The organism is Paracoccus sp. S1E-3 (genome assembly GCF_013868135.1).
In the GTDB taxonomy this organism is placed as follows: Bacteria; Pseudomonadota; Alphaproteobacteria; order Rhodobacterales; family Rhodobacteraceae; genus Paracoccus.
In genome coordinates this window covers 569873-593251 of sequence record NZ_JACEMU010000004.1, presented here as the reverse complement: position 1 = coordinate 593251, position 23379 = coordinate 569873, and the positions used below count along the sequence as shown (strand labels likewise).

Below are 23379 nucleotides of genomic sequence, written 5' to 3'. Positions count from 1 at the left end.
TGACGGAAGGAATTGAGAAGGATCGCAAATGCAGGGCCAGATTGCGCTTGTCGGCATGATGGGGGTAGGAAAAACCGCCGTGGGGCAGGAAATCGCCCGCCAGCTGGGGGTCGCCTTCAGCGATACCGATGCCGAGATCGAACGCGCCGCCGCCATGTCGATTCCCGAAATCTTCGCCCGCGACGGCGAGGCGTTTTTCCGCGACCGCGAATCGGTGGTGCTGGCCCGTCTGCTGGAAGGGCCGCGCGGCGTTATCTCGACCGGGGGCGGGGCCTGGGTCCAGCCGCAGAACCGGGCGCTGATCCGCGCGGCGGGCATCTCGGTCTGGCTGGATGCGACGCTGGAGACACTGTGGGCGCGGGTGCGCCAGCGCCCGACCCGGCCGCTGCTGATGACCGCCGCCCCGCGCGAGACGCTGGCCGCCTTGCTGGAGGCGCGCCGGCCCGTCTATGCCCGCGCCGATCTGCATGTATCCACCGACGCCGAATCCGATATCGAGACCATGGCCCGCCGCGTGATCGCCGCGATCCGCGCCGGCCGCCCCGCCTTTCTGGAGGAAAAATGACCCGCACCGTCCACGTTCCCTTGGGCGATCGCGCCTATGATGTGCGCATCGGTCCCGGCCTGATCGGGCGCGCGGGTGCCGAGATCGCGCCCTTTCTGGGCCGTCCCCGCGTAGCCATCGTCACTGACGAAAACGTCGCCGCCCTGCACCTGCAGGCGCTGCAGGCGGCGCTTGGGGGCGAAGGAATCTCCTCCGAAGTGCTGGTGCTGCCTGCCGGTGAGGGCACGAAATCCTGGCCGCATCTGACCCGCACCGTCGAATGGCTGCTGGAACAGAAGATCGAGCGGCGCGATATCGTGGTGGCCCTTGGCGGCGGGGTGATCGGCGATCTGGTCGGCTTCGCGGCGGCGATCCTGCGGCGGGGGGTGCGTTTCGTGCAGATGCCGACCTCGCTTCTGGCACAGGTGGACAGCAGCGTCGGCGGCAAGACCGGCATCAACTCGTCCCATGGCAAGAACCTGATCGGCGCGTTCCACCAGCCGACGCTGGTGCTGGCCGATATCGCCGTGCTGGACACGCTGACACCGCGCGATTTTCTGGCCGGCTACGGCGAGGTGATGAAATACGGGCTGCTGGGCGATGCCGACTTCTTCGCCTGGCTGGAGGTCAACGCCCCCCGCCTGCGCGACGATATGGACGCGCGACTGCATGCCGTCGCCCATTCGGTCGCCATGAAGGCCGGTATCGTCGAACGCGACGAGACCGAACAGGGCGAGCGGGCGCTGCTGAACCTGGGTCATACCTTCGGGCATGCGCTGGAATCGGCCACCGGCTATTCCGACCGGCTGCTGCATGGGGAAGGCGTGGCCATCGGCTGCGCGCTGGCATTCGAGTTGTCGGCGCGGATGGGGCTGTGCAGTCAGGAAGACCCCTCGCGCGTCGGCGCCCATCTGTCGGCGATGCGAATGCCCGCGCGGCTGTCGGACGTGCCGGGCGTGTTGCCGGATGATGATGCGCTGATCGCGCTGATGGGGCAGGACAAGAAGGTCGTCGATGGCCGGCTGCGCTTCGTGCTGGCGCGGGGGATCGGTCAGGCCTTCGTCAGCGATGACGTGGCGCGGCCCGATCTGGCGGCGGTGCTGGCGGCATCACGGTAGAAAAGAAAAAGGCCCGCATCGCGCGGGCCTTCTGCTCAGAACGGGATTTCGTCGTCGAAGTCGGACCGGCTTGACCCGCCCCCCTGACCGCCGCCGCCCTGCGAGGGCGCGCCGTAATCGTCACCGTAGCCGGCATCATAGCCCCCGCGTGAGGAGCCGCCCCCCTGACCGCCGCCGCCTTCGCCGCGCCCGTCCAGCATCTGCAGGGTCGAGTTGAAGCCGCGCAGCACGATTTCCGTGGTATAGCGGTCCTGCCCCGACTGGTCCTGCCATTTGCGGGTCTCCAGCTGACCCTCGATATAGACCTTCATGCCCTTCTTCAGGTAACGCTCGACCACATTCACCAGACCTTCCGACATGATCGCAACGCGGTGCCATTCCGTGCGCTCGCGCCGCTCGCCCGAATTGCGGTCCTTCCACTGTTCCGAAGTTGCTATGCGCAGATTCGCCACCTTGCCGCCATTCTGGAAGGACCGGATTTCCGGGTCCTGGCCCAGATTGCCGATCAGGATCACCTTGTTCACAGAGCCCGCCATGTCGCACCTTTCACGATTGAGTTGCGACGGTCTAGCGCGCCTGCGACCCCCGCTTCAAGCCATTTGGCATAGGCAGAAACTCGCCGATGTTGACGCGCGAGGGAACCGAAACTGAAAGCGGCTGGCGATGCGGAGGATTTCAGGTATAGTTCACACAAAAGATAACAAGGCACGAGTGAGGGACATGGTCGGTAATGCGCTGAAAGGTCTTGGCATTTTTGCCAGAGTAGGGGTGGTGGCCGCCCTTCTGGGAAGCCTCGCGCTGCCGGCTTCGGCCGAAGGTCTGAACCTGCGGCAGGCAACCGCCAAATCGCGCGCCCAGCAATTCGACCGTCAGAAGCAGCTGATGGATTCGCGCCTGGCCAAGCAATATCAGCAGTCGAAACGCCTGCGCCCCACCGGACGGCAGGTCGTCAACGTCACCACCATCGAACTGTCGCCGACCATTTCGACCAAGGGTTATTCGGGGCGGCGCTCGGCCTATATGCCCCATGCACAGGCGATGGCGCGCAAATACGGCATCCCCGAGGCGCTGTTCCTGCGCCTGGTCAATCAGGAATCGGGCTGGAACCCGAATGCCCGCTCGCACAAGGGCGCCCTTGGTCTGGCGCAGCTGATGCCGGGCACGGCCGCCAAGCTGGGCGTCAATCCCGGCGATCCGGTGCAGAATCTGGAAGGCGGCGCGCGCTATCTGCGGATGATGTACAACCAGTTCGGCGATTGGCGGCTGGCGCTGGCTGCCTATAACGCGGGTCCCGGCGCGGTGCAGAAATATGGCGGCATCCCCCCCTATCGCGAGACGCGCAACTATGTCCGCATCATCGCCGGCGGCTGATCGCGGCGGGATCGCAAAAGGGCGGCGGGATCGCAAAAGAAAAGGGGCCGCGCGGCCCCTTTTTTCATGCCGGGCTTTTCATGCCCGGCGGCGATGCGTCAGAAGCGCGCGGCCAGGGCCGACGGGATGATGCGGGTGTATTTCGTCCCCTCGATCGCGGCGCCGGCCATGATGCCGGTCTGCCCGAAGATCATCGCCACCACGGGGTGGTTGTTGGTCACGGTATCGGCGCCGAAGGTCATCCCATCCTCGGGCAGGGCATAGAAAGCGCCCGCACCGGCGACCCAGCCGGGGGCGGCGCGGAAATCGGCAAGCGCGCGGTCGGTCTGGAAAACCAGCACATGAGCGAACTGCCGCGCCCCGGCCTGAAGCCCGATCGAGGCCTGCGCAGCGGAATAATAATCCACCGTCCTGCCGCCGACACGCAGCGCCCCCTCGCCATAGGATCCGCCGACCCCGAAACCGGCTTGGGTCATCACCGGCATGACCAGCACCCCGCGGGCATTGTCGACCAGCGGTCTGGCGTTGGGATATTTCGCGAACAGCTCGTTCAGGGTGCTGTCGACCCGGCCTTCCAGCGTCTGGGTCGCATTGGTGGCCAGCCCGTTGTTGCACCCCGCCAGCGCCAGAACCCCGGCACCGGCGCCGATCCCGGCGATGAAACCGCGACGCGTCAAGAAGTTGTATGCAGACATGCTCAAAACCCCATTATTTTGGGGTCATGTTAACCAAAACCTGACGCTCAGGCCAGTGTTTCCGCGACCTCGGGCGCGAAATAGGTCAGCACGCCGTCGCAACCGGCGCGGCGGAAAGCCAGCAGGCTTTCCAGCACCACCTCGCGCTTCAGCCAGCCCTGACGGATGGCCCCTTCGATCATCGCGTATTCGCCGCTGACCTGATAGGCGAAGGTCGGAACGTGGAACTGGTCGCGGACCTCGCGGCAGACGTCCAGATAGGGCATGCCGGGCTTGACCATGACCATATCGGCGCCCTCGGACAGGTCGCGGGCGACGCAGCGCAGCGCTTCCTCGCGGTTTGCGGGGTTGATCTGATAGGTCTTCTTGTCGCCGACCAGCCGCCCCGATGCGCCCACCGCGTCGCGGAACGGCCCATAGAAATCCGAGGCGAATTTCGCCGCATAGGACATGATCGCCACGTTCTTGTGGCCGCGTTTTTCCAGCGCCGTCCGCAGCGCGCCGATACGGCCGTCCATCATGTCGGACGGCCCGAGGATGTCGGCCCCGGCCTCGGCCTGGACAAGCCCCATATGGACGAGCGCCGCGACCGTTTCGTCATTCACGATCTCGCCATTGCGCACGATCCCGTCATGGCCATTGGCGTTATAGGGATCCAGCGCGATGTCGGTCATCACCACCAGTTCCGGCACAGCCTGCTTGATGGCGCGAATGGCCTGGTTGCCGATGTTGTCGGGGTCCCAGGCGCGCTCGCAGGTCTCGGTGCGCGAGGCCTGATCGGAATGGGGAAAGACGCATATGGCGGGAATGCCCAGCTTTGCCGCGCGTTCCGCGGCGGCCTTCACGCTGTCCACCGTATAGCGCTGCACACCGGGCATCGAGGGAATCTCTATATCGGCGCCCGGAACCTCGGTCACGAAGACCGGCCAGATCAGATTGGCGGCGCTGAGCTGGGTCTCATTCACCATGGCGCGCAGGGCCGGGGTGCGGCGCAGGCGGCGCAGGCGCGTCTGGGGGAAGGGGGCGAGGATGGGATTGGCAGACATGGCTTTCAGCTTTTCCTTGTTTGGCCCCTGTTCTAAGGTCGGCCTCGCGCCACGACAACAGGCAAGACCGCGTGTTTCCGACTGATATCCTTTCGATCCTCGATGCGAGATCCTTTTCGTCGCCCTGGTTCTGGCTGGCTCTGCTGGCCGTCTGGACATATTCCGGCCGGCGCATGGTGGGGATTCCGGTCGACGTGCTGGCCCACGCCGCCGCTGCCTTGCGCAAGAAGCCGGGGGCGGATTCGGCCGAGGTCTTCGCGCTGCTCGACTGGATGTCATTGACCGTGCCGCGCTGGCAGATCGGGGCGCGTTCGGCTGCGGTGCTGTCCGGGCTGATCTGCTTCGGTGTCAGCGCGCTGGCGGTGCTGGGCTTTCGCTATGGGCTGGAAATGGCGCAGGCGCTGACGCTGATCCTGCTGCCGCAAGCGGTGCTGCTGGCGTTGCGTTTCCGGCTTGCGGGCCAGCTTCACTGGGTGCTGGAGGCCGCACATCTGGGGCAGCCCGCCCCCGAGGCCGCGACCGAGGCGCTGCGCCGCATCAACCGCTACCGGCTCGTTTATGCCATCATCTCGGTTCTGGCGGTGGTGGCGACGACACTCTGGGCTTCGCTCTGGCTGCTGCTGCATCCGAACGGGCTGTAACCACCGCTGACCCTTGACCACGCCGCCTGCCGGGATATCTGGACGACATGGCTGACACGATCACACTTTCCGGCGCCCCCGAGGGCTATGACGCCGCGCTGCTCGCGCGCGAGGCCGAGCGTGGCCCGGTCATCCATGTCGCCCGCGACGACCGCCGGGCCGAAGCCATGCGCGAAAGCCTGCGCTTCTTTGCCCCCGACGTGACGGTGCTGGATTTTCCGGCATGGGACACCACCCCTTACGATCGCGTCTCGCCAGCGGGCGAGGTGATGGCCGCGCGGATGGCGACGCTGGCGGCGCTGGCGCATAAAGCCGTGCCCGGAAAATTCGTGCTGCTGACGACGCTCAACGCCGCGATCCAGCGCGTGCCGCCCCGCGCCACCGTCGCGGAGGCCAGCTTCACCGCCCGCGTCGGCAGCCGCATCGACGAGGCGGGGCTGCGGGCGTGGCTGGCCCGCATGGGCTTTTCGCAGGCGCCGACCGTGACCGAGCCGGGCGATTACGCGATCCGGGGCGGAATCATCGACATCTGGCCACCGGGACCGTCGGGGCCGATCCGTCTCGACCTGTTCGGCGACGTGCTGGACAGCGCCCGCCGTTTCGATCCCGACACGCAACGCAGCGCCGAGAAGCTGGACAGGCTGGAACTGGTTCCCATGTCCGAAGTCATTCTGGACGAGGAGGCGATCACCCGCTTCCGCACCACCTACCGCGCCGAATATGGCGGCGGTTCGAACGATCCGCTTTACGAAGCCGTCAGCGCGGGGCGCAAACTGGCGGGCGTGGAGCATTGGCTGCCATGGTTCCATGAACGGCTGGACAGCATCTTCGATTATCTGCCCGGCGCTTCGGTCATGCTGGACGACCGTATCCAGCAGGTGATGGATGCGCGATGGGAGATGATATCGGAACAATATTCGGCCCGGCGCGAAGCGGCGAACAAGCGCGGCGCCGAAAGCATCTATCGCCCGGTCGCGCCCGAAACGATGTTCGCGCCGGAAGCCGAATGGCAGGGCTGGTTGTCCGGGCGGCGGCAGCTTCGCCTGTCGGTCAATGCCGCGCCGCCGGGACCGGGCGTGCTGAACGCGGGCGGCAAGGTCGGGCGCAATTTCGCGCCCGAGCGTCAGTCCGAACTGCTTGACCTGTTCGGCGCGCTCGCCGCCCATCTGCGCGAATTGCGCAAGACCCATCGCGTTGTCATCGCCTCGTTCAGCGAAGGCGCGCGCGAGCGTCTGCGCGGCCTGATCGCCGATGAAGGGGTCGAGGGCGCGAAGGAAATCGCGCGGCTGTCGGACCTGCCCGATACGCCCGGCGCGCTCGGCCTTGCTGTCTGGCCACTGGAGGAAGGCTTCGTCGCCGATGGCAGCGCGGCGGGCAAGCTGGCGGTGATCTCGGAACAGGACGTGCTGGGCGACCGGCTGATCCGGGGCGCCCGCAAACGCCGCCGGGCCGAGAATTTCCTGAAGGACACCACCGCGCTGACGCCGGGCGATCTGGTTGTCCATGTCGAACACGGTATCGGGCGCTATACCGGGCTGGAAACCATCAAGGCGGCAGGTGTCCCCCACGACTGCGTGGCGCTGGAATATGCGGGCGGCGACCGGCTGTATCTGCCGGTCGAGAATATCGAGCTGCTCAGCCGCTACGGCCACGAGGAAGGGCTGCTCGACCGTCTCGGCGGCGGCGCATGGCAGGCGCGGAAAGCGCGGCTGAAGGAACGCATCCGGCTGATCGCCGACCGGCTGATGCGGGTCGCGGCCGAGCGGCTTCTGCGCACCGCGCCGGTGCTGGAACCAGAACATCACGACTGGGAAGCCTTCTCGGCCCGCTTCCCCTATACCGAAACCGACGACCAGATGGCGGCCATCGACGATGTGATGGGCGATCTGGCGGCGGGCCGGCCGATGGACCGGCTGATCGTCGGCGATGTCGGCTTCGGCAAGACCGAGGTGGCGATGCGCGCCGCCTATATCGCCGCCTCGCAGGGCAAGCAGGTGGCGGTGATCGCGCCGACGACGCTGCTGGCCCGCCAGCACGCGCGCAGCTTTGCCGAACGCTTCCGGGGGACGCCCCTGAACGTGCGCCCGCTGTCGCGTTTCGTCAGCGCCAAGGACGCGGCGGCGACGCGGGCCGGGCTGGCCGATGGCAGCGTCGATATCGTCGTGGGCACCCATGCGGTGCTGGCCAAGGCAGTGAAGTTCAAGAACCTCGGGCTGCTGGTCATCGACGAGGAACAGCATTTCGGCGTCGGCCACAAGGAGCGCCTGAAGGAGCTGCGCAGCGACGTTCATGTGCTGACCATGACCGCGACGCCGATCCCGCGCACGCTGCAACTGTCGCTGTCGGGCGTGCGCGATCTGTCGGTCATCGGCACGCCCCCCGTCGACCGTCTGGCGATCCGCACCTATGTCAGCGAATTCGACAGCGTCACCATCCGCGAGGCGCTGCTGCGCGAGAAATATCGCGGCGGGCAAAGCTTTTTCGTCGTGCCCCGCATCGCCGATCTGCCGGAAATCGAGGACTGGCTGCGCGAGAACGTCCCCGAGGTCAGCTTCATCGTGGCCCATGGCCAGTTGTCGGCGGGCGATCTCGATCAGCGGATGAATGCCTTCTATGACGGGCAGGCCGATGTGCTGCTGGCGACGACCATCGTGGAAAGCGGCCTCGATATTCCGACCGCCAACACCATGATTGTCTGGCGCGCCGACATCTATGGCCTCGCCCAGCTTTACCAGATCCGCGGTCGGGTGGGCCGGTCGCGGACGCGGGCCTATTGCTATCTGACCACCAAACCGCGCAGCCCGCTGACCCCGCAGGCCGAAAGGCGGCTGAAATTCCTCGGCAACATCGACGGGCTCGGGGCAGGCTTCAACCTCGCCTCGCAGGATCTGGATCTGCGCGGTGCGGGCAACCTGCTGGGCGAGGAGCAGTCGGGCCATATCAAGGAAGTCGGCTTCGAACTCTATCAGGCGATGCTGGAGGAGACGATCGCCAAGCTGAAATCGGGCGAGCTGGAAGGCACGCCCGAAGATGAATGGGCGCCGCAGCTGAACCTCGGCGTGCCGGTGACGATCCCGGAAAGCTATGTGGCCGATCTCGACGTGCGGCTGGGGGTGTATCGGCGGTTGGCCGATATCTCGACGAAGGTCGAGATGGAGGGCTTCGCGGCGGAGCTTCACGACCGTTTCGGCCCGGTCCCGCGCGAGGTGAACGTGCTGATGAACGTCATTCGCATCAAGGCGATGGCCAAGCGCGCCAATATCGCCAAGCTGGATGCCGGGCCGAAGGGCGCCACGGTGCAGTTCCATGACGACAAGTTTCCGAACCCGGCCGGGCTGGTCGAATTTCTGACCGATCAGCGCGGGGAGGCGAAGGTCGAGGGCAACAAGATCGTCATCCGTCGCGACTGGACCTCGGATGGGGAACGCGTCAAGGGCGCCTACGCGATTGCCCGCGATCTGGCCGCGAAGGCGAAGGGCTGAGGCGGTATTTCCAGCGTGGGAGGTTGGCGCGTGCCCAAGCCTCGGGTCACTCGGCGGGATTTCGACCCGATGCGGGTGCGGCCCAGTTTCCGTGGCGGCATCCGTCGTCGCGGCAGAACGGGATCTCATGATTGCCTTGGCGCTGAACGCGATGCTCTGCGCGCCGGCGTGCCGCCGGTTTTTTGCGGCGTGATGCTGCCAGCGACCCCAACCGCCCGCGCGCCGATGGCGCAGGAGACAGAGCGTTTTCGCGGCCCCCTGTCCATGACGGGTTGGAATTCCGCTGGCCCGGCCACCCCCGTGCAGGATATTCAGACCCTACGAGATGGTAAGAGACATGGTGGTCCCGAGAGCCGCGTCGAGGATGTTCGTGACCCGTGCCGTCACACCCCCGACCGTGTTGCCCGCCATCAAGCCGGCATTGATGGTTCCGTCCTTGACGGTATCTCCGCCTGACCGCTTGGCGGATTTCAGATCCTCGAGGGCGAGATAGCCTTCAGCTTAGGGGCAGCGATTTCGCGCAGGCACCGCGTCGTATTTGTCCGAAAACTGAACCGGGTTGCGCGCGAGGATGGCCGCGTCGCGCTGCAGGGGGGGGCGACGACGACCGGAGCGGCTCGGTTTCCGTTGGGTCGAGCGCCGGCGTTTCTGTCAGATGCCCTAACTGTTTGACTGGCGCGGCGAGGCCCCGCTGTGGCTGGGGAGCACGACCGTCACGGATGTCCACCCCACTTGCCAACCAAAGCTGACCGGTACGAAAGACACCCGGCATCTGCGGTGCCGGACGAAACTGTTGCGCAGAATGACGAAGGTAGAAAAGAAACCCAAAGTTCAGGCGCAGAGAAATGACACCGCTCATCCGCGCGGTCTGAATTCTCAAGAGGCATCCGGGTGGCGCGTGCAAAACCGTCCGAGCCTGCGCAGTTCTATTGCTCATCGCTCATGGGCTATGCAGGGGCGAGAAACTCTGCTTGGGCGCCATTTAACTGCAAAGGTTCCATTTGCTGCTGCTGGATATCAGGAGCTGCTGCAGGCGACCCCAATGTCACGGGGGAAAAACGGATTGCCGCATTTCTGCCCCCGATCCTGTAAGACCAGCTCATCCTGCTCGGGCATTATCCTCGTTGCGTCCGGAACATGGCTGGCAGGACCGAGCGTCAGAGAGATGAAGCACAGACGCTGCTGGCGGCTATGCATAAGCTGACCGGGCGCTAAGGTTTTTTCCCTCGCTGAACTGACACCGGCTGACCGGCTGTTTGGGTTACAATTTGACCGAAAACCAGAAAAATCTGACAGCCGATCGTCAGCGGCTGGCCGGGGTTCACGACTCGACCCAGCAAAAAACCGCCGCGACAATGTCGCGGCGGTTGGATTCATGGAGCCAGGGCGAATGTGCCGCGTGGCTGTCCGATCAGTCGGCGGTCAGCAGCGGCGGCTTGCTCTTGCCGCTGATGCGCGGGGCTTCGGGGCCGGTGATGTCGAAGACGGGCCTGTCGTCCTCGACCCGGACCTTCACCACGCCGCCCTTGTTCAGCCGACCGAACAGCAACTCCTCCGCCAGCGGCTTCTTGATGCTTTCCTGGATCACCCGGCCAAGCGGGCGGGCGCCCATCTTGTCGTCGTAACCCTTTTCGGCAAGCCAGTTTGCGGCTTCGGGCGAAAGCTCGATATGGACGTTGCGGTCCATCAGCTGGGCCTCCAGCTGCAGGATGAATTTCTCCACCACCTGCACGATCACCTCGCGCGAGAGGGGGGCGAAGCTGATCACCGCGTCCAGACGGTTGCGGAATTCGGGCGTGAAGGTCCGCTCGATCGCGGCGGTGTCCTCGCCCTCGCGCCGGTCGCGTCCGAAGCCGATGGCGGCCTTGGCCTGATCGGACGCACCCGCGTTCGAGGTCATGATCAGCACGACATTACGGAAATCCACCGTCCGGCCGTTATGGTCGGTCAGCTTGCCGTGATCCATGACCTGCAGCAGGATGTTGTAGACATCCGGGTGCGCCTTCTCGATCTCGTCCAGCAGCAGTACGCAATGCGGATGCTGGTCGACACCGTCGGTCAAAAGGCCGCCCTGATCGAAGCCGACATAGCCCGGAGGCGCGCCGATCAGCCGCGAAACCGCATGTTTCTCCATGTATTCCGACATGTCGAAGCGCAGGAGTTCCACGCCGAGAGTATCGGCCAATTGCTTGGCCACCTCGGTCTTGCCGACGCCCGTCGGACCCGCGAACAGGTAGTTGCCGATCGGCTTTTCAGGCTCGCGCAGGCCCGCGCGGGCCAGCTTGATCGCCGAAGCCAGCGCGTCGATGGCGCTGTCCTGACCGAAGACCACGCGCTTCAGCGAGCGATCGAGATCGCGCAGCACCTCGGCATCGTCCTTGCTGACATTCTTCGGTGGGATGCGGGCGATCTTGGCCACCACGGCCTCGATCTCCCTGGGCGAGATGGTCTTGCGCCGTTTCGATTCCGCGACCAGATGCTGCGCCGCCCCGGCCTCGTCGATCACATCGATGGCCGAATCCGGCAGCTTGCGGTCGTTGATGTAACGGGCCGCCAGTTCCACCGCCGCCTTGATCGCGTCATTGGTATAGCGCAGGTCGTGATGGGCCTCGAAATGCGGCTTCAGACCCATCAGGATCTTGATCGAATCCGGCACCGAGGGTTCATTCACGTCGATCTTCTGAAAGCGCCGCGACAGCGCGCGGTCCTTCTCGAAATGCTGGCGGAATTCCTTGTAAGTGGTCGAGCCCATGCAGCGCAGCTTGCCGCCCGAGAGCGCCGGCTTCAGCAGGTTCGACGCATCCATCGCCCCCCCCGACGTCGCACCTGCGCCGATCACCGTGTGGATTTCGTCGATGAACAGGATGGCGTCGGGATGTGCCTCCAGCTCCTTGACCACGGCTTTCAGACGTTCCTCGAAATCGCCGCGATAGCGGGTGCCGGCCAGCAGCGCGCCCATGTCGAGCGAGAAGATGGTGGCCCCGGCCAGCACGTCAGGCGTGTCGCCTTCGACGATCTTCTTGGCAAGGCCTTCGGCGATGGCGGTCTTGCCCACGCCCGGATCGCCCACCAGCAGCGGGTTGTTCTTGCGGCGGCGGCAGAGGACCTGGATGCAGCGCTCGACCTCCGCCTCGCGGCCGATCAGGGGATCGACATCGCCATCCAGCGCCTTGGCGTTCAGATCGACGCAGTATTTATCCAGCGCGGTTTCGTCCTTCTGGGACGGGGCCCCGCTCTCCTCGTCATGCGCGGATTCGGCCCCTGTCACCGGGCGCTGTTCGTTGAATTCGGCGTTCTTGGCCACGCCATGGGCGATGAAGTTCACCGCGTCATAGCGGGTCATGTCCATTTCCTGCAGGAAATAGGCGGCGTGGGATTCGCGCTCGGCGAAGATCGCGACCAGCACATTGGCGCCGGTGACTTCGGCCCGGCCCGAGGATTGGACATGGATCGCCGCGCGCTGGATCACCCGCTGGAAGGCGGCCGTCGGCACCGCTTCGGAGCCTTCGACATCGGTGATCAGCGTCGACAGATCGTCGTCGATGAAATCGACGAGACTCTGGCGCAATTCGGCCAGATCGACGTTGCAGGCGCGCATGACGCGGACTGCATCGGGTTCTTCGGTGAGCGCCAGCAGCAGATGTTCCAGCGTCGCCAGTTCGTGGCGGCGTTCATTTGCAAGCGCGAGCGCGGCATGGATGGCTTGTTCCAGCGAGGTCGTGAATGAGGGCACTTGCGTCTCCTGTCAGTCTGTCCGGCGGTTTGGACCGGAAGGCCCACCTGCACAGACTGTCATCATAATATTAAGGATTGGTGGATTCCGCCGCGATTCAAGTCACATTTTGCGCGAGGTGCGAAATCTTCCGGAAGTGGTCACAATTTGGGCGCATCCAATACAGGTTTCAAGACGGGCGTCCGGCGCTAGAAGTTGTCCTTCATCGCGCGCAGGGCGGCAAAGGCCTGTTCGGCATCGTCCAGCCCAAGTGTGGCCGCCAGCGCAGGTGCGCGCAGGAAGGGATTGGTGGCGCGCTCCTCGGCCAGGGTGACCGGGGCGCAGGGGCGAGCAGCCGTCGCCGTGGCCTGCAGCCGGTCGCGCAGATCGGCGTTGTCGGGATCAACCGTCAGCGCGAAGGCGCCGTTGCCGGCGCAATAATCGTGGCCGGAACAGATCAGCGTTTCGGCGGGCAGGGCATTCAGGCGCTGCAGGCTGGCCCACATCATCGGCGCATCGCCTTCAAAGATCCGGCCGCAGCCGATTGCCGTCAGACTGTCGCCGGTGAAGGCGGCGCGGGCATCGGGCACATAGAAGGCAATATGACCGATGGTATGGCCGGGCACGTCGATGACCTGTGCGGGCAACCCGGCGGCATCGGTGACATCGCCGGGGCGAAGGGCGCGATCCAGCGGCGGCAGCCGGTGGGCATCGGCGGCGGCGCCGGTGACGGTGGCGCCGGTGGCGGCGACCAGTTCCGGCACGGCGCCGACATGATCGTCATGGTGGTGGGTCAGCAGGATCTGGTCCAGCCGCCAGCCGCGTTCGGCGAGGGCCTGCAGGATCGGTTCCGCTTCGGGCGCGTCGAACAGCACGGTGCGGCCATTCGCGTGCAGCAGATAGGCGTAATTGTCGCGCAGACAGCGGATGGCGACGATCTCGGCCTCGGACATTGCAACCTCCTGTCATTTGCGGGCAGTCTGGACCCTGAGACCCGCCGCCGCAACCCGGACCCAAACCTCCGCCATGCACCACGATGTCATCGACCTGCGCCGTTTCTACTATACCCGCGCGCTCGGGCGGGTGGCGCAGCGTATTCTGCGCGATCGGCTGATGGCGAACTGGCCCCCCGAACTGACGACCGGGATGACGGTCGCTGGCTACGGTTTTGCGGTGCCGCTGCTGCGCCCCTATCTGGATCGCGCGCGGCGGGTAACCGGGCTGATGCCGGGGCCGCAGGGGGTGATGGCCTGGCCGGCCGGCATGGCCAATCACTCGGTCCTCAGTGACGAAACCGCCTGGCCGCTGGAGACGGGCAGCGTCGACCGGCTGGTGGTGCTGCACGGGTTGGAGACCTCGGACCACCCGGCGGCGCTTCTGGCCGAAGCCTGGCGGGTGTTGGGCCCCGGCGGCCGGGTGGTGGTGATGGTGCCCAACCGCGCCGGGCTGTGGGCGCGCACCGATACGACGCCCTTCGGCTTCGGGCGCAGCTATACCGCCGGGCAGCTGGAACGGCAGGCCGAGGCTGCCGGTTTCGTGACCGAGCGCAATGGGGCGGCGATCTATATCCCGCCGTCGGACCGGCGGTTCTGGCTGCGCAGCGCGATGTGGTGGGAACGCATGGGCGGCAAGATCGCCTCGATGCTGGTCGCGGGGGTGATCTGGGCGGAGTTCTCCAAGCAGACGCCGGCGCCGGTGGGTCCGGGGCGGCGGGTCACGGTGCCCAGCCCCCTTGACGTGCTGGAAGGCATTGCCCGGCCCCGTCCGGCCCGCGGACCCGCCGCCGAGGGCGCGGGGCAGGGGATGCGGGGTCAGCATCGTCGCGCGCCCGCCGCCGTGGGCCGCGACGGGCCTGACAGAGATTCGGATTGAGCGCGCATCAGGCTGCGACGACCTGCCGCAGGGATGGGGCCGTTTTCACCGTTGATCGACGCCCGGCACGGGCCTGCGCCGCAGAATCAGGCGGACCGGGCCGAGGCGGCGCCCCGCCTTTGGCACCCGATGCGTGCGCCATGCTGCCGATCCGGCAAAAACCCTGCGAAAGCGGCGCTCAAGGCGGTTGCGAGGGGGCGAAACAATTGCTAGAGACCACCCCGAGATAACGGGCCGGTGAGGTCCAGCCCCAAAGACCCGCGCGCCCCGCGACCGACCGCCCCCAGCAAGGACGGCCTGCCGGCGGGGCTGCGCGCAAACCGGAAGGATGACCGTGGCCAATTCCGCTTCGATTTCCGCCTCGATCGCCGGGCGCTATGCCCAGGCGTTGTTCGATATCGTCAAGGAATCCGGGGAGGTTGACCAGCTTGCGACCCAGATCAATGATCTGAATGAGGCGCTGACGACCAGCGATGCGCTGCGCGATCTGATCAACTCGCCCATCTACACCCGCCAGCAGCAGCAGGATGCGATCCGCGCGCTCGCCACGCGCATGGAACTGGCCGCGCCGCTGGCCAATACGCTGGTGCTGATGGCGCAGAACCGCCGCCTGTTCGCGCTGCCGCAGCTGATCGCGCGCCTGCAGGCGCTGATCGCCGACGAACGCGGTGAAGTGACCGCCGATGTCGTCTCGGCCGTTCCGCTGAGCGATGACCAGAAACAGCGTCTGACCGCCACGCTGGCCGAGAAATCGGGCAAGACGGTCAAGTTGAACACGCGCGTCGATGAAAGCCTCATCGGCGGCATGATTGTCAGGCTGGGCTCGCAGATGATCGACAGCTCGATCAAATCCAAGCTCGCTTCCCTTCAGAATGCTATGAAAGAGGTCGGATAATGGGAATCCAGGCTGCCGAAATTTCGGCGATCCTCAAGGATCAGATCAAGAATTTCGGCAAGGACGCCGAAGTGGCCGAAGTCGGCCAGGTGCTGTCGGTCGGTGACGGGATTGCCCGCATCTACGGTCTGGACAAGGTCCAGGCCGGCGAGATGGTTGAATTCCCCGGCGGTATCCGCGGCATGGTGCTGAACCTCGAAACCGACAACGTCGGCGTGGTGATCTTCGGCGACGACCGTTCGATCAAGGAAGGCGACACCGTCAAGCGCACCGGCGCCATCGTGGAAGTGCCGGTCGGCAAGGGCCTGCTGGGCCGCGTCGTCGACGCGCTCGGCAACCCGATCGACGGCAAGGGCCCGCTGAAAGACGTGACCATGGCCATCGCCGACGTGAAGGCGCCGGGCATCATGCCGCGCAAATCGGTGCACGAGCCGATGGCGACCGGCCTGAAATCGGTCGACGCCATGATCCCGGTCGGCCGCGGTCAGCGCGAACTGATCATCGGCGACCGCCAGACCGGCAAGACCGCCATCGCGCTCGACACCATTCTGAACCAGAAGAACTATAACGGCCGCGAAGCCGAGGGCATGAAGTCGCTCTACTGCATCTATGTCGCCATCGGGCAGAAGCGCTCGACCGTGGCGCAGCTGGTGCAGAAGCTGGAAGAGACCGGCGCGATGGAATATTCGATCGTCGTCGCCGCCACCGCTTCGGACCCGGCCCCGATGCAGTATCTGGCGCCCTATTCGGCGACCGCCATGGGCGAGTATTTCCGCGACAACGGCATGGACGCGCTGATGATCTATGACGACCTGTCGAAACAGGCCGTCGCGTATCGTCAGATGTCGCTGCTGCTGCGCCGCCCGCCGGGGCGTGAAGCCTATCCGGGCGACGTGTTCTATCTGCACTCGCGCCTGCTGGAGCGTTCGGCCAAGCTGAACGAAAACTATGGCGGTGGTTCGCTGACGGCGCTGCCGATCATCGAAACCCAGGCAGGCGACGTGTCGGCCTATATCCCGACCAACGTGATCTCGATCACCGACGGCCAGATCTTCCTGGAAACCGACCTGTTCTTCCAGGGTATCCGCCCGGCCGTGAACACCGGTCTGTCGGTCAGCCGCGTGGGTTCGGCCGCGCAGACAAAGGCGATGAAATCGGTCGCCGGCCCGGTGAAGCTGGAACTGGCGCAGTATCGCGAGATGGCGGCCTTCGCGCAATTCGGTTCCGACCTCGACGCGGCGACGCAGAAGCTGCTGAACCGCGGCGCCCGCCTGACCGAGCTGATGAAGCAGCCGCAATACCAGCCGCTGACCAATGCCGAGATCGTCATCATCATCTATGCCGGCACCAAGGGCTATGTGGATGACGTTCCGGTCCGCGACGTCGTGGCCTGGGAGCAGGGGCTGATCCAGTTCCTGCGCAACCAGAAAGCCGACCTTCTGGACGACATGACCAAGAACGACCGCAAGGTCGCTGGTGATCTGGAAGACGCGATCAAGGCTGCTCTGGACGCTTACAACAAAACCCGCGCCTGAGAGGAGGGATAGATGCCCAGCCTCAAGGATCTTAAAAACCGGATCAACAGCGTCAAATCGACGCGGAAGATCACCAAGGCGATGCAGATGGTCGCAGCCGCCAAGCTGCGCCGCGCCGAGGAAGCCGCCAAGGCGGCCCGCCCCTATGCCGACCGCATGAACGCGGTCATGGCGGGGCTGGCCAGCAAGGCTGCCGGTTCTGACAGCGCCCCCCGCCTTCTGGCGGGGACCGGCGAGGACAAGCGGTATCTGCTGGTCGTACTGACCTCGGAACGGGGTCTGGCCGGCGGCTTCAACTCGTCCATCGTGCGGCTTGCACGGCAGGAAGCGGAACGTCTGCGCGGTCAGGGCAAGGAAGTGTCCATCCTGACCGTCGGCAAGAAGGGCCGCGAGCAGCTGAAGCGCGAATATGGCAGCCTGTTCGTCAATCACGTCGATATGTCGAACGTGAAGCAACTGGCTTATGAAAACGCCCGCGAAATCGCGGACGACGTGCTGGAGCGCTTCGAGGACGGGCATTTCGACGTGGCGGTGCTGTTCTATAACCGCTTCGAATCGGTCATCAGCCAGGTGCCGACCGCACGCCGGATCATCCCCGCGCTGATCGAGGAAGGCGAGACCGCCGAAGGCGTGTCCGCCGAATACGATTACGAACCGGGCGAGGAGGTGATCCTGCGCGACCTGCTGCCGCGTGCGGTGGCGACGCAGATCTTCACGGCGCTTCTGGAAAACGCGGCCTCCGAACAGGGCGCCCGCATGACGGCCATGGATAACGCCACGCGCAACGCGGGCGACATGATCGACCGGCTGACCACGGTGTATAACCGCTCGCGTCAGGCTGCGATCACCAAGGAACTCATCGAAATCATTTCGGGCGCCGAGGCGCTCTGACCGTAAAGGGGTAGAAACATGGCAGAGGCCAAAAACAAGGGCAAGATCACCCAGGTTATCGGCGCCGTCGTCGACGTGCAGTTCGACGGTGAGCTGCCGGCCATTCTGAACGCGCTTGAAACCACCAACAATGGCAAGCGTCTGGTTCTGGAAGTCGCCCAGCACCTGGGCGAAAACACCGTCCGCACCATCGCCATGGACGCGACCGAAGGTCTGGTCCGCGGCACCGAAGTGACCGATACCGGCGCGCCGATCGAGGTGCCGGTGGGCGACGTGACGCTGGGCCGCATCCTGAACGTCGTGGGCGAGCCCGTCGACGAAGGTGCGCCGCTGAAAGTGACCGAGACCCGCGCCATCCACCAGCCGGCCCCGGACTTCGCGTCGCAGGCGACCTCGTCCGAGATCCTCGTGACCGGCATCAAGGTCATCGACCTGCTGGCGCCTTATTCGAAAGGCGGCAAGATCGGCCTGTTCGGCGGCGCCGGCGTTGGCAAGACGGTTCTGATCATGGAACTGATCAACAACATCGCCAAGGTGCACTCGGGCTATTCGGTGTTCGCGGGCGTGGGCGAGCGCACCCGTGAGGGCAATGACCTCTATCACGAGATGGTGGAATCGGGCGTCATCAAGCCGGACAATCTGGAAGAATCGCAGGTGGCACTGGTTTACGGCCAGATGAACGAGCCTCCGGGGGCGCGGATGCGCGTGGCCCTGACCGGCCTGACCATCGCCGAGGAGTTCCGCGACAAGACCGGGACCGACGTTCTGTTCTTCGTCGACAACATCTTCCGCTTCACCCAGGCTGGTTCGGAAGTGTCGGCGCTGCTGGGCCGTATCCCGTCCGCCGTGGGCTACCAGCCGACGCTGGCCACCGACATGGGCGCGATGCAGGAACGCATCACCTCGACCAAGAACGGCTCGATCACCTCGATCCAGGCCGTCTACGTTCCGGCCGACGACCTTACCGACCCGGCGCCGGCCACGACCTTCGCCCACCTCGACGCCACCACCGTGCTGTCGCGGGCGATTTCGGAACTGGGGATCTACCCGGCTGTGGACCCGCTCGACTCGACCAGCCGGATCCTCGACCCGGCGATCGTCGGCGAGGAGCACTATCAGGTCGCCCGCGACGTGCAGGGCATCCTGCAGAAATACAAGTCGCTGCAGGACATCATCGCCATTCTGGGCATGGACGAACTGTCGGAAGAAGACAAACTGACCGTGGCCCGCGCCCGGAAAATCCAGCGCTTCCTGTCGCAGCCCTTCGACGTGGCCAAGGTCTTCACCGGCTCGGACGGCGTGCAGGTTCCGCTGGAAGACACGATCAAGTCGTTCAAGGCCGTGGTTGATGGTGAATATGACCACCTGCCCGAAGCCGCCTTCTACATGGTTGGCGGGATCGAGGACGTGAAGGCCAAAGCCGCTAAACTGGCCGCGGAAGCGGCGTAAGGGGGCGAGATGGCCGACACCATGCAGTTCGACCTCGTCGCGCCGGAGCGGAATCTGATGTCCGTTCCCGTGCGCGAGGTGCGCCTGCCGGGCGAAGATGGCGATCTGTCGGCGATGCCGGGCCATGCGCCCACCATCGTCAACCTGCGTCCCGGTCTGGTGACCGTGGTCGACGCGCAGGGCGCAGAAAGCCAGTTCGCGATTTCCGGCGGCTTTGCCGAGATCAACAACGAATCCGTCTCGCTTCTGGCTGAAATCGGCCGCAAGCGTGAGGACATGACCCAGGACGTTTTTGACGAGATGATGCGCGCCGCGCATCGCAAGGCAAAAACGGCCGAGGCGAAGGCGGCCAGCACCGGGGCGGAAGGCGTGGTGGCCTCGGCCGCCAAGCTGCTGGCAGATATGGAGGCCCTGGGCACCCATATCGGACTGGATCCGAATTCGTCGAATTTCCCGGATTGATCTGAAACCGCGAATGATTTTCTGAAAAGCCCCGATGTTCGGGGCTTTTCTTTTTGACCCGAACGGCTAGGCTGCGAACGTTCGGAGGGACGAGTGAGACGGTTCAGTCATTTTGCGGTCGGCGTTGAGCAAGGCTCGGAGATCCTGTTTTCTGCCTTCGAGGATGGCAGCGAAATGTGGACCGGCGCAGGTGCGCGCGAGCTTCGCCATCCGGTCCGTTTTCAGGGGCAGTATGAAAGCGCGCCGACTGTGCATGTCGGCCTGTCGATGTGGGATATCGACATGGGCAGCAATCAGCGCGTCGACATCGCCGCCGACAATATCGCCGCGAGCGGGTTTACCATTGTCTTTCGCACCTGGGGCGATACGCGGGTGGCGCGGGTGCGCGCGGACTGGCTGGCCATTGGCCCCGCCGCCTATGACGAAGACTGGGAGGACTAGGCGCCCATCCGCCTGCGCCGCCGGCCACGATCCTGCGCGTAATCAACGCGCTATTCGGCGAACTTACAGGCCGGCCGCATTCAGGATTTCTTCGGCCTCGCCCGCGCAGGAGGACAGGGCCGCGCGATCCTCGCCGGGGAAGAAACGGCCGCGGATGGCGGTTGGCATGGGGGCGGGTCGCGGGGTCAGCACGCGGGGGCCCAGCCGGTCCGATTCTGCCCGCCAGCTGTCCACCAGCGCCATTTGCGCGGCCTTGCTGGCCCCGTAGGCGCCGAAGAATTTCTGCCCGCCGCGCGGATCGTCGGGAATGATCGCCACCCCGTTCCGGGCGCGCAAAAGCGGCTCCAACAGACCGATCAGGTTCTGGGTGGCGGTGGCGTTGACGTTCAGCGATTTCGCCCAATCCTTGCCATCAACATGGCCGGCCGGGGTCAGCGGCGCGGCATGGATCGCAGTATGGACCCAGACATCGATTCCGCCCCAGCGGCCGGCAATGGCGCTGGCAAGCTGCATCATCGCTGGCGCTTCGATCACATCCATCGGCGCCAGCGTTGCGGGCGCGCCCCCGGCGGCGCGGATACGGTCGTCCAGTTCCTCGAGCGCGCCGGTGGTGCGGGCGACCGCGATGACGTGATAGCCGCGTGCGCCAAGCGCCTCGGCCATGGCCGCGCCCAGGCCCCGCGAGGCGCCGGTGACGAGGGCGATCTTCTCGCCGGATTTTTCAACTTCCTGATCCATGGCGGTGCTGTCGCACAGGGCTGGAAAGACTGCAAGATACGGCACACAGATTGACTTTTCGGCCCGATGCGGCAAGATCGCGCGGACAGAAAATTCCTGGAAGGGCAGTAATATGACTCTCACCCAAGCGGCGTTTCCGAACCGCTCGATCCTGATGAATACGATGCTGGTGCTGGCGGGGTCGGCGCTGCTGGCCGCGTCGGCGCAGGTGTCGGTGCCGATGTTCCCGGTGCCGATGACGCTGCAGACGCTGGTGGTGTCGATGATCGGGCTGGCCTATGGCGCGCGCCTTGGCGCGGCGACGATGCTGGCCTATCTGGCCGAGGGCGCGATGGGCCTGCCGGTTTTCGCCAATTTCTCGGCCGGGATCGCGCCGCTGATGGGGCCGACCGCCGGTTTCCTGTGGGGCTTTGTCGGCATGGCATGGCTGACCGGCCGGCTGATCGAGAACAGCGATGGCCGCGCCTTCGCGCGCCTGTTCCTCGCCGCCCTGATCCCGGCGCTGCTGCTGTTCGTGCCGGGGGTGCTGGTGCTGAGGATCGTCACCGGCATGGGCTGGCAAGCGGCGGCGATGGCCGGCATGGTGCCCTTCCTGCTGGGCGCCCTGGTCAAGGCCGTGGTGGCCGCAATGGCGATCAAGGGCGGCTGGTCGGTGCTGGCTCAGCGCTGATCCGAACCGCGACCGGAACGCGAAACGCCGCCCTTCGGGGCGGCGTTTTCATTTTTGCCGAAGACGGCGCAGCGCGTCCTTGCACATGCCATATTCCAGCCACTGACAACGGGCGCAGATCCGGTCCAGATCATCAGGACGAAGGCGCATCGCACGGGCCCGCGCCTCGGCCCAGCTCATCCTCGCGCCGGGTTCGATGCCAAGCGCCGCTGCGTGATTGCGGTCCAGATCGGCGATCTTCTCGGCCGAGGCGCAGCCATGCCCACGCCGATGCGGGCAGGGGGCGCAGAGGCTGTCGGCATTTTCGGTGAACGCGACCGGCGTGTCGGGATCGGCGCGCAACCGGCCCACCACCACCGCATCCATATTGGCGCTGAAGGCGGGCGAATAGCCGCGCCCGGTCCAGCCGATGGCGCACAGGACATGATGCGGGCGCAGCAAAACGGCACCGGATTCCGGGGCCGTCCAGTTCTGGTCCTGTGGATCAGCGATCCGAGACCGGGACATAATCGCGCTTGGTCTCGCCGACATAAAGCTGGCGCGGACGGCCGATCTTGCTTTGCGGGTCCGACAGCATCTCTTTCCACTGCGAGATCCAGCCGACGGTGCGCGACAGCGCAAAGATCGGGGTGAACATCGAGGTCGGGAAGCCGATCGCCGACAGGATGATCCCGGAATAGAAGTCGACATTCGGATAGAGCTTCTTCTCGATGAAATATTCATCCTCGAGCGCGATCCGCTCCAGCTCCTTGGCGACCTGCAGGGTGGGGTTGTTGTGGATGCCCAGAAGCTCCAGCACCTCGTCGGCGGATTGCTTCATGACCTTGGCGCGCGGATCGAAGTTCTTGTAGACCCGGTGCCCGAAGCCCATCAGCTTGAACGAATCGTTCTTGTCCTTGGCGCGGGCGATATATTCCGGGATCCGGTCGACGGTCCCGATTTCCTTCAGCATTTCCAGCGCCGCCTGGTTGGCACCCCCATGCGCGGGGCCCCACAGGCAGGCAATGCCAGCGGCGATGCAGGCGAAGGGGTTCGCACCCGACGAACCAGCCAGACGCACGGTCGAGGTCGAGGCATTCTGCTCGTGATCGGCGTGGAGCGTGAAGATGCGATCCATGGCGCGCGCGATGGCCGGATTGACCTTGTATTCCTCGGCCGGGACGGCGAAGCACATATGCAGGAAGTTCGACGCGTAATCCAGATCGTTGCGCGGATAGACGAAAGGCTGGCCGATTGAATATTTATAGGCCATGGCGGCAATCGTCGGCACCTTGGCGATCAGCCGGATCGCGGCCACCTCGCGCTGCCAGGGATCGTTGATATCGGTCGAATCGTGATAGAAGGCCGACATCGCGCCGACCACGCCGACCATCGTCGCCATCGGGTGGGCGTCACGGCGGAAACCACGGAAGAAATTGTTCATCTGCTCGTGCACCATCGTATGACGGGTCACGCGGGTTTCGAAATCGGCAAGCTGATCCTTGTTCGGCAGTTCACCGTAGAGCAGCAGGTAGCAGACTTCCAGATAGTGCGAATCCTGCGCCAGCTGTTCGATCGGGTAGCCGCGATACCACAGCTCGCCCTTGTCGCCGTCGATATAGGTGATGGCCGAATCGCAGGCCGCGGTCGAGGTGAAGCCGGGATCATAGGTGAACACGTCGCCCTGACCATACAGCTTGCGGATGTCGACGCAGTCTGGCCCGGCCGTCGGCGTCAGCACGGGAAGTTCGATTTCCTTGCCGTCGACGGACAGGATAGCGGGTTTTTTGTCAGCCATTCCGGTTTCCTTCACTGGTGCCGGCGCGGCGAGGCACCGG

At 65.2% G+C, this 23379-nt stretch carries 21 protein-coding genes; 13 read left to right on the top strand and 8 right to left on the bottom strand.

What is annotated here, in order from left to right; all coding sequences use genetic code 11:
* The first annotated feature begins 28 nt into the window (after nucleotides 1-28).
* Both H1S04_RS02930 and aroB read left to right on the top strand, forming a co-directional pair.
* Nucleotides 29-565 (top strand): shikimate kinase, encoded by a 537-nt coding sequence (locus H1S04_RS02930; RefSeq protein ID WP_181744048.1) that lies wholly within the window; start codon nucleotides 29-31, stop codon nucleotides 563-565.
* The gene (aroB, locus tag H1S04_RS02925) at nucleotides 562-1662 is read left to right on the top strand and encodes a 3-dehydroquinate synthase (RefSeq protein WP_181744047.1); all 1101 of its coding nucleotides are present in this window, start codon (nucleotides 562-564) and stop codon (nucleotides 1660-1662) included. Before H1S04_RS02930 ends, aroB begins: the two co-directional genes overlap by 4 nt.
* A gap of 35 nt (nucleotides 1663-1697) precedes the next feature.
* On the opposite strand, the gene ssb is transcribed toward aroB, so the two are convergent.
* Nucleotides 1698-2198, bottom strand: coding sequence for a single-stranded DNA-binding protein (gene ssb / locus H1S04_RS02920; protein WP_181744046.1), 501 nt, complete (start codon nucleotides 2196-2198; stop codon nucleotides 1698-1700).
* A gap of 184 nt (nucleotides 2199-2382) precedes the next feature.
* Between ssb and H1S04_RS02915 the strand changes: the two genes are divergently transcribed.
* Complete coding sequence (locus H1S04_RS02915; protein WP_181744045.1) at nucleotides 2383-3033, top strand: lytic transglycosylase domain-containing protein; 651 nt, start codon at nucleotides 2383-2385, stop codon at nucleotides 3031-3033.
* A gap of 98 nt (nucleotides 3034-3131) precedes the next feature.
* On the opposite strand, the gene H1S04_RS02910 is transcribed toward H1S04_RS02915, so the two are convergent.
* Together H1S04_RS02910 and hemB are read right to left on the bottom strand one after the other, a co-directional pair.
* A complete protein-coding gene (locus H1S04_RS02910) occupies nucleotides 3132-3728 on the bottom strand; it encodes a YSC84-related protein (protein WP_181744044.1) in 597 nt (198 codons plus the stop codon).
* Nucleotides 3729-3775: 47 nt separating this feature from the next.
* A complete protein-coding gene (hemB, locus tag H1S04_RS02905) occupies nucleotides 3776-4774 on the bottom strand; it encodes a porphobilinogen synthase (RefSeq protein ID WP_181744043.1) in 999 nt (332 codons plus the stop codon).
* Nucleotides 4775-4845: 71 nt separating this feature from the next.
* Here hemB and H1S04_RS02900 point away from each other — a divergent pair, with 71 nt between their 5' ends.
* Together H1S04_RS02900 and mfd are read left to right on the top strand one after the other, a co-directional pair.
* Nucleotides 4846-5415 (top strand): hypothetical protein, encoded by a 570-nt coding sequence (locus tag H1S04_RS02900; protein ID WP_181744042.1) that lies wholly within the window; start codon nucleotides 4846-4848, stop codon nucleotides 5413-5415.
* Between the two features lie 47 nt (nucleotides 5416-5462).
* The gene (gene mfd / locus H1S04_RS02895; RefSeq protein ID WP_181744041.1) at nucleotides 5463-8897 is read left to right on the top strand and encodes a transcription-repair coupling factor; all 3435 of its coding nucleotides are present in this window, start codon (nucleotides 5463-5465) and stop codon (nucleotides 8895-8897) included.
* A gap of 1411 nt (nucleotides 8898-10308) precedes the next feature.
* Here the strand turns inward: mfd and clpA are convergent.
* Together clpA and gloB are read right to left on the bottom strand one after the other, a co-directional pair.
* Nucleotides 10309-12630, bottom strand: coding sequence for an ATP-dependent Clp protease ATP-binding subunit ClpA (gene clpA, locus H1S04_RS02890; RefSeq protein ID WP_181744040.1), 2322 nt, complete (start codon nucleotides 12628-12630; stop codon nucleotides 10309-10311).
* A 188-nt stretch (nucleotides 12631-12818) separates the two neighbouring features.
* Entirely contained in the window at nucleotides 12819-13562 is a 744-nt protein-coding gene (gene gloB / locus H1S04_RS02885; RefSeq protein ID WP_181744039.1) for a hydroxyacylglutathione hydrolase, read from the bottom strand.
* Nucleotides 13563-13635: 73 nt separating this feature from the next.
* On the opposite strand from gloB, the gene H1S04_RS02880 reads away from it, so the two are divergent.
* The 7 genes from H1S04_RS02880 (at nucleotide 13636) to H1S04_RS02850 (ending at nucleotide 20154) form a co-directional block, all read left to right on the top strand.
* Entirely contained in the window at nucleotides 13636-14481 is an 846-nt protein-coding gene (locus H1S04_RS02880; protein WP_181744038.1) for a class I SAM-dependent methyltransferase, read from the top strand.
* Nucleotides 14482-14809: 328 nt separating this feature from the next.
* A complete protein-coding gene (locus H1S04_RS02875) occupies nucleotides 14810-15376 on the top strand; it encodes a F0F1 ATP synthase subunit delta (RefSeq protein ID WP_181744037.1) in 567 nt (188 codons plus the stop codon).
* Nucleotides 15376-16911 (top strand): F0F1 ATP synthase subunit alpha, encoded by a 1536-nt coding sequence (gene atpA, locus H1S04_RS02870; protein ID WP_181744036.1) that lies wholly within the window; start codon nucleotides 15376-15378, stop codon nucleotides 16909-16911. Before H1S04_RS02875 ends, atpA begins: the two co-directional genes overlap by 1 nt.
* Nucleotides 16912-16923: 12 nt before the next feature.
* Nucleotides 16924-17802: a F0F1 ATP synthase subunit gamma gene (locus tag H1S04_RS02865; RefSeq protein ID WP_181744035.1), complete on the top strand. Its 879-nt coding sequence runs from the start codon at nucleotides 16924-16926 to the stop codon at nucleotides 17800-17802.
* Between the two features lie 18 nt (nucleotides 17803-17820).
* Nucleotides 17821-19251, top strand: coding sequence for a F0F1 ATP synthase subunit beta (gene atpD / locus H1S04_RS02860; protein ID WP_181744034.1), 1431 nt, complete (start codon nucleotides 17821-17823; stop codon nucleotides 19249-19251).
* Nucleotides 19252-19260: 9 nt separating this feature from the next.
* Nucleotides 19261-19713 carry an ATP synthase F1 subunit epsilon gene (gene atpC / locus H1S04_RS02855; protein WP_181744033.1) on the top strand — a complete coding sequence of 151 codons (453 nt, stop codon included), beginning with the start codon at nucleotides 19261-19263 and terminating at the stop codon, nucleotides 19711-19713.
* Between the two features lie 93 nt (nucleotides 19714-19806).
* On the top strand, nucleotides 19807-20154 hold the full coding sequence (locus H1S04_RS02850; RefSeq protein WP_181744032.1) for an H-type lectin domain-containing protein: 348 nt from the start codon (nucleotides 19807-19809) through the stop codon (nucleotides 20152-20154).
* Nucleotides 20155-20217: 63 nt separating this feature from the next.
* On the opposite strand, the gene H1S04_RS02845 is transcribed toward H1S04_RS02850, so the two are convergent.
* Nucleotides 20218-20892 (bottom strand): SDR family oxidoreductase, encoded by a 675-nt coding sequence (locus tag H1S04_RS02845; RefSeq protein WP_181744031.1) that lies wholly within the window; start codon nucleotides 20890-20892, stop codon nucleotides 20218-20220.
* A gap of 112 nt (nucleotides 20893-21004) precedes the next feature.
* Between H1S04_RS02845 and H1S04_RS02840 the strand changes: the two genes are divergently transcribed.
* Nucleotides 21005-21562 carry a biotin transporter BioY gene (locus tag H1S04_RS02840; protein ID WP_181744030.1) on the top strand — a complete coding sequence of 186 codons (558 nt, stop codon included), beginning with the start codon at nucleotides 21005-21007 and terminating at the stop codon, nucleotides 21560-21562.
* 48 nt (nucleotides 21563-21610) lie between these two features.
* Here the strand turns inward: H1S04_RS02840 and H1S04_RS02835 are convergent, their stop codons facing one another.
* Together H1S04_RS02835 and H1S04_RS02830 are read right to left on the bottom strand one after the other, a co-directional pair.
* Nucleotides 21611-22069, bottom strand: a complete 459-nt coding sequence (locus tag H1S04_RS02835; protein WP_181744029.1) for a DUF1284 domain-containing protein — start codon at nucleotides 22067-22069, stop codon at nucleotides 21611-21613.
* A complete protein-coding gene (locus H1S04_RS02830; RefSeq protein ID WP_181744028.1) occupies nucleotides 22047-23339 on the bottom strand; it encodes a citrate synthase in 1293 nt (430 codons plus the stop codon). The genes H1S04_RS02835 and H1S04_RS02830 overlap by 23 nt, the downstream gene beginning before the upstream one ends.
* Between the last annotated feature and the right edge of the window lie 40 nt (nucleotides 23340-23379).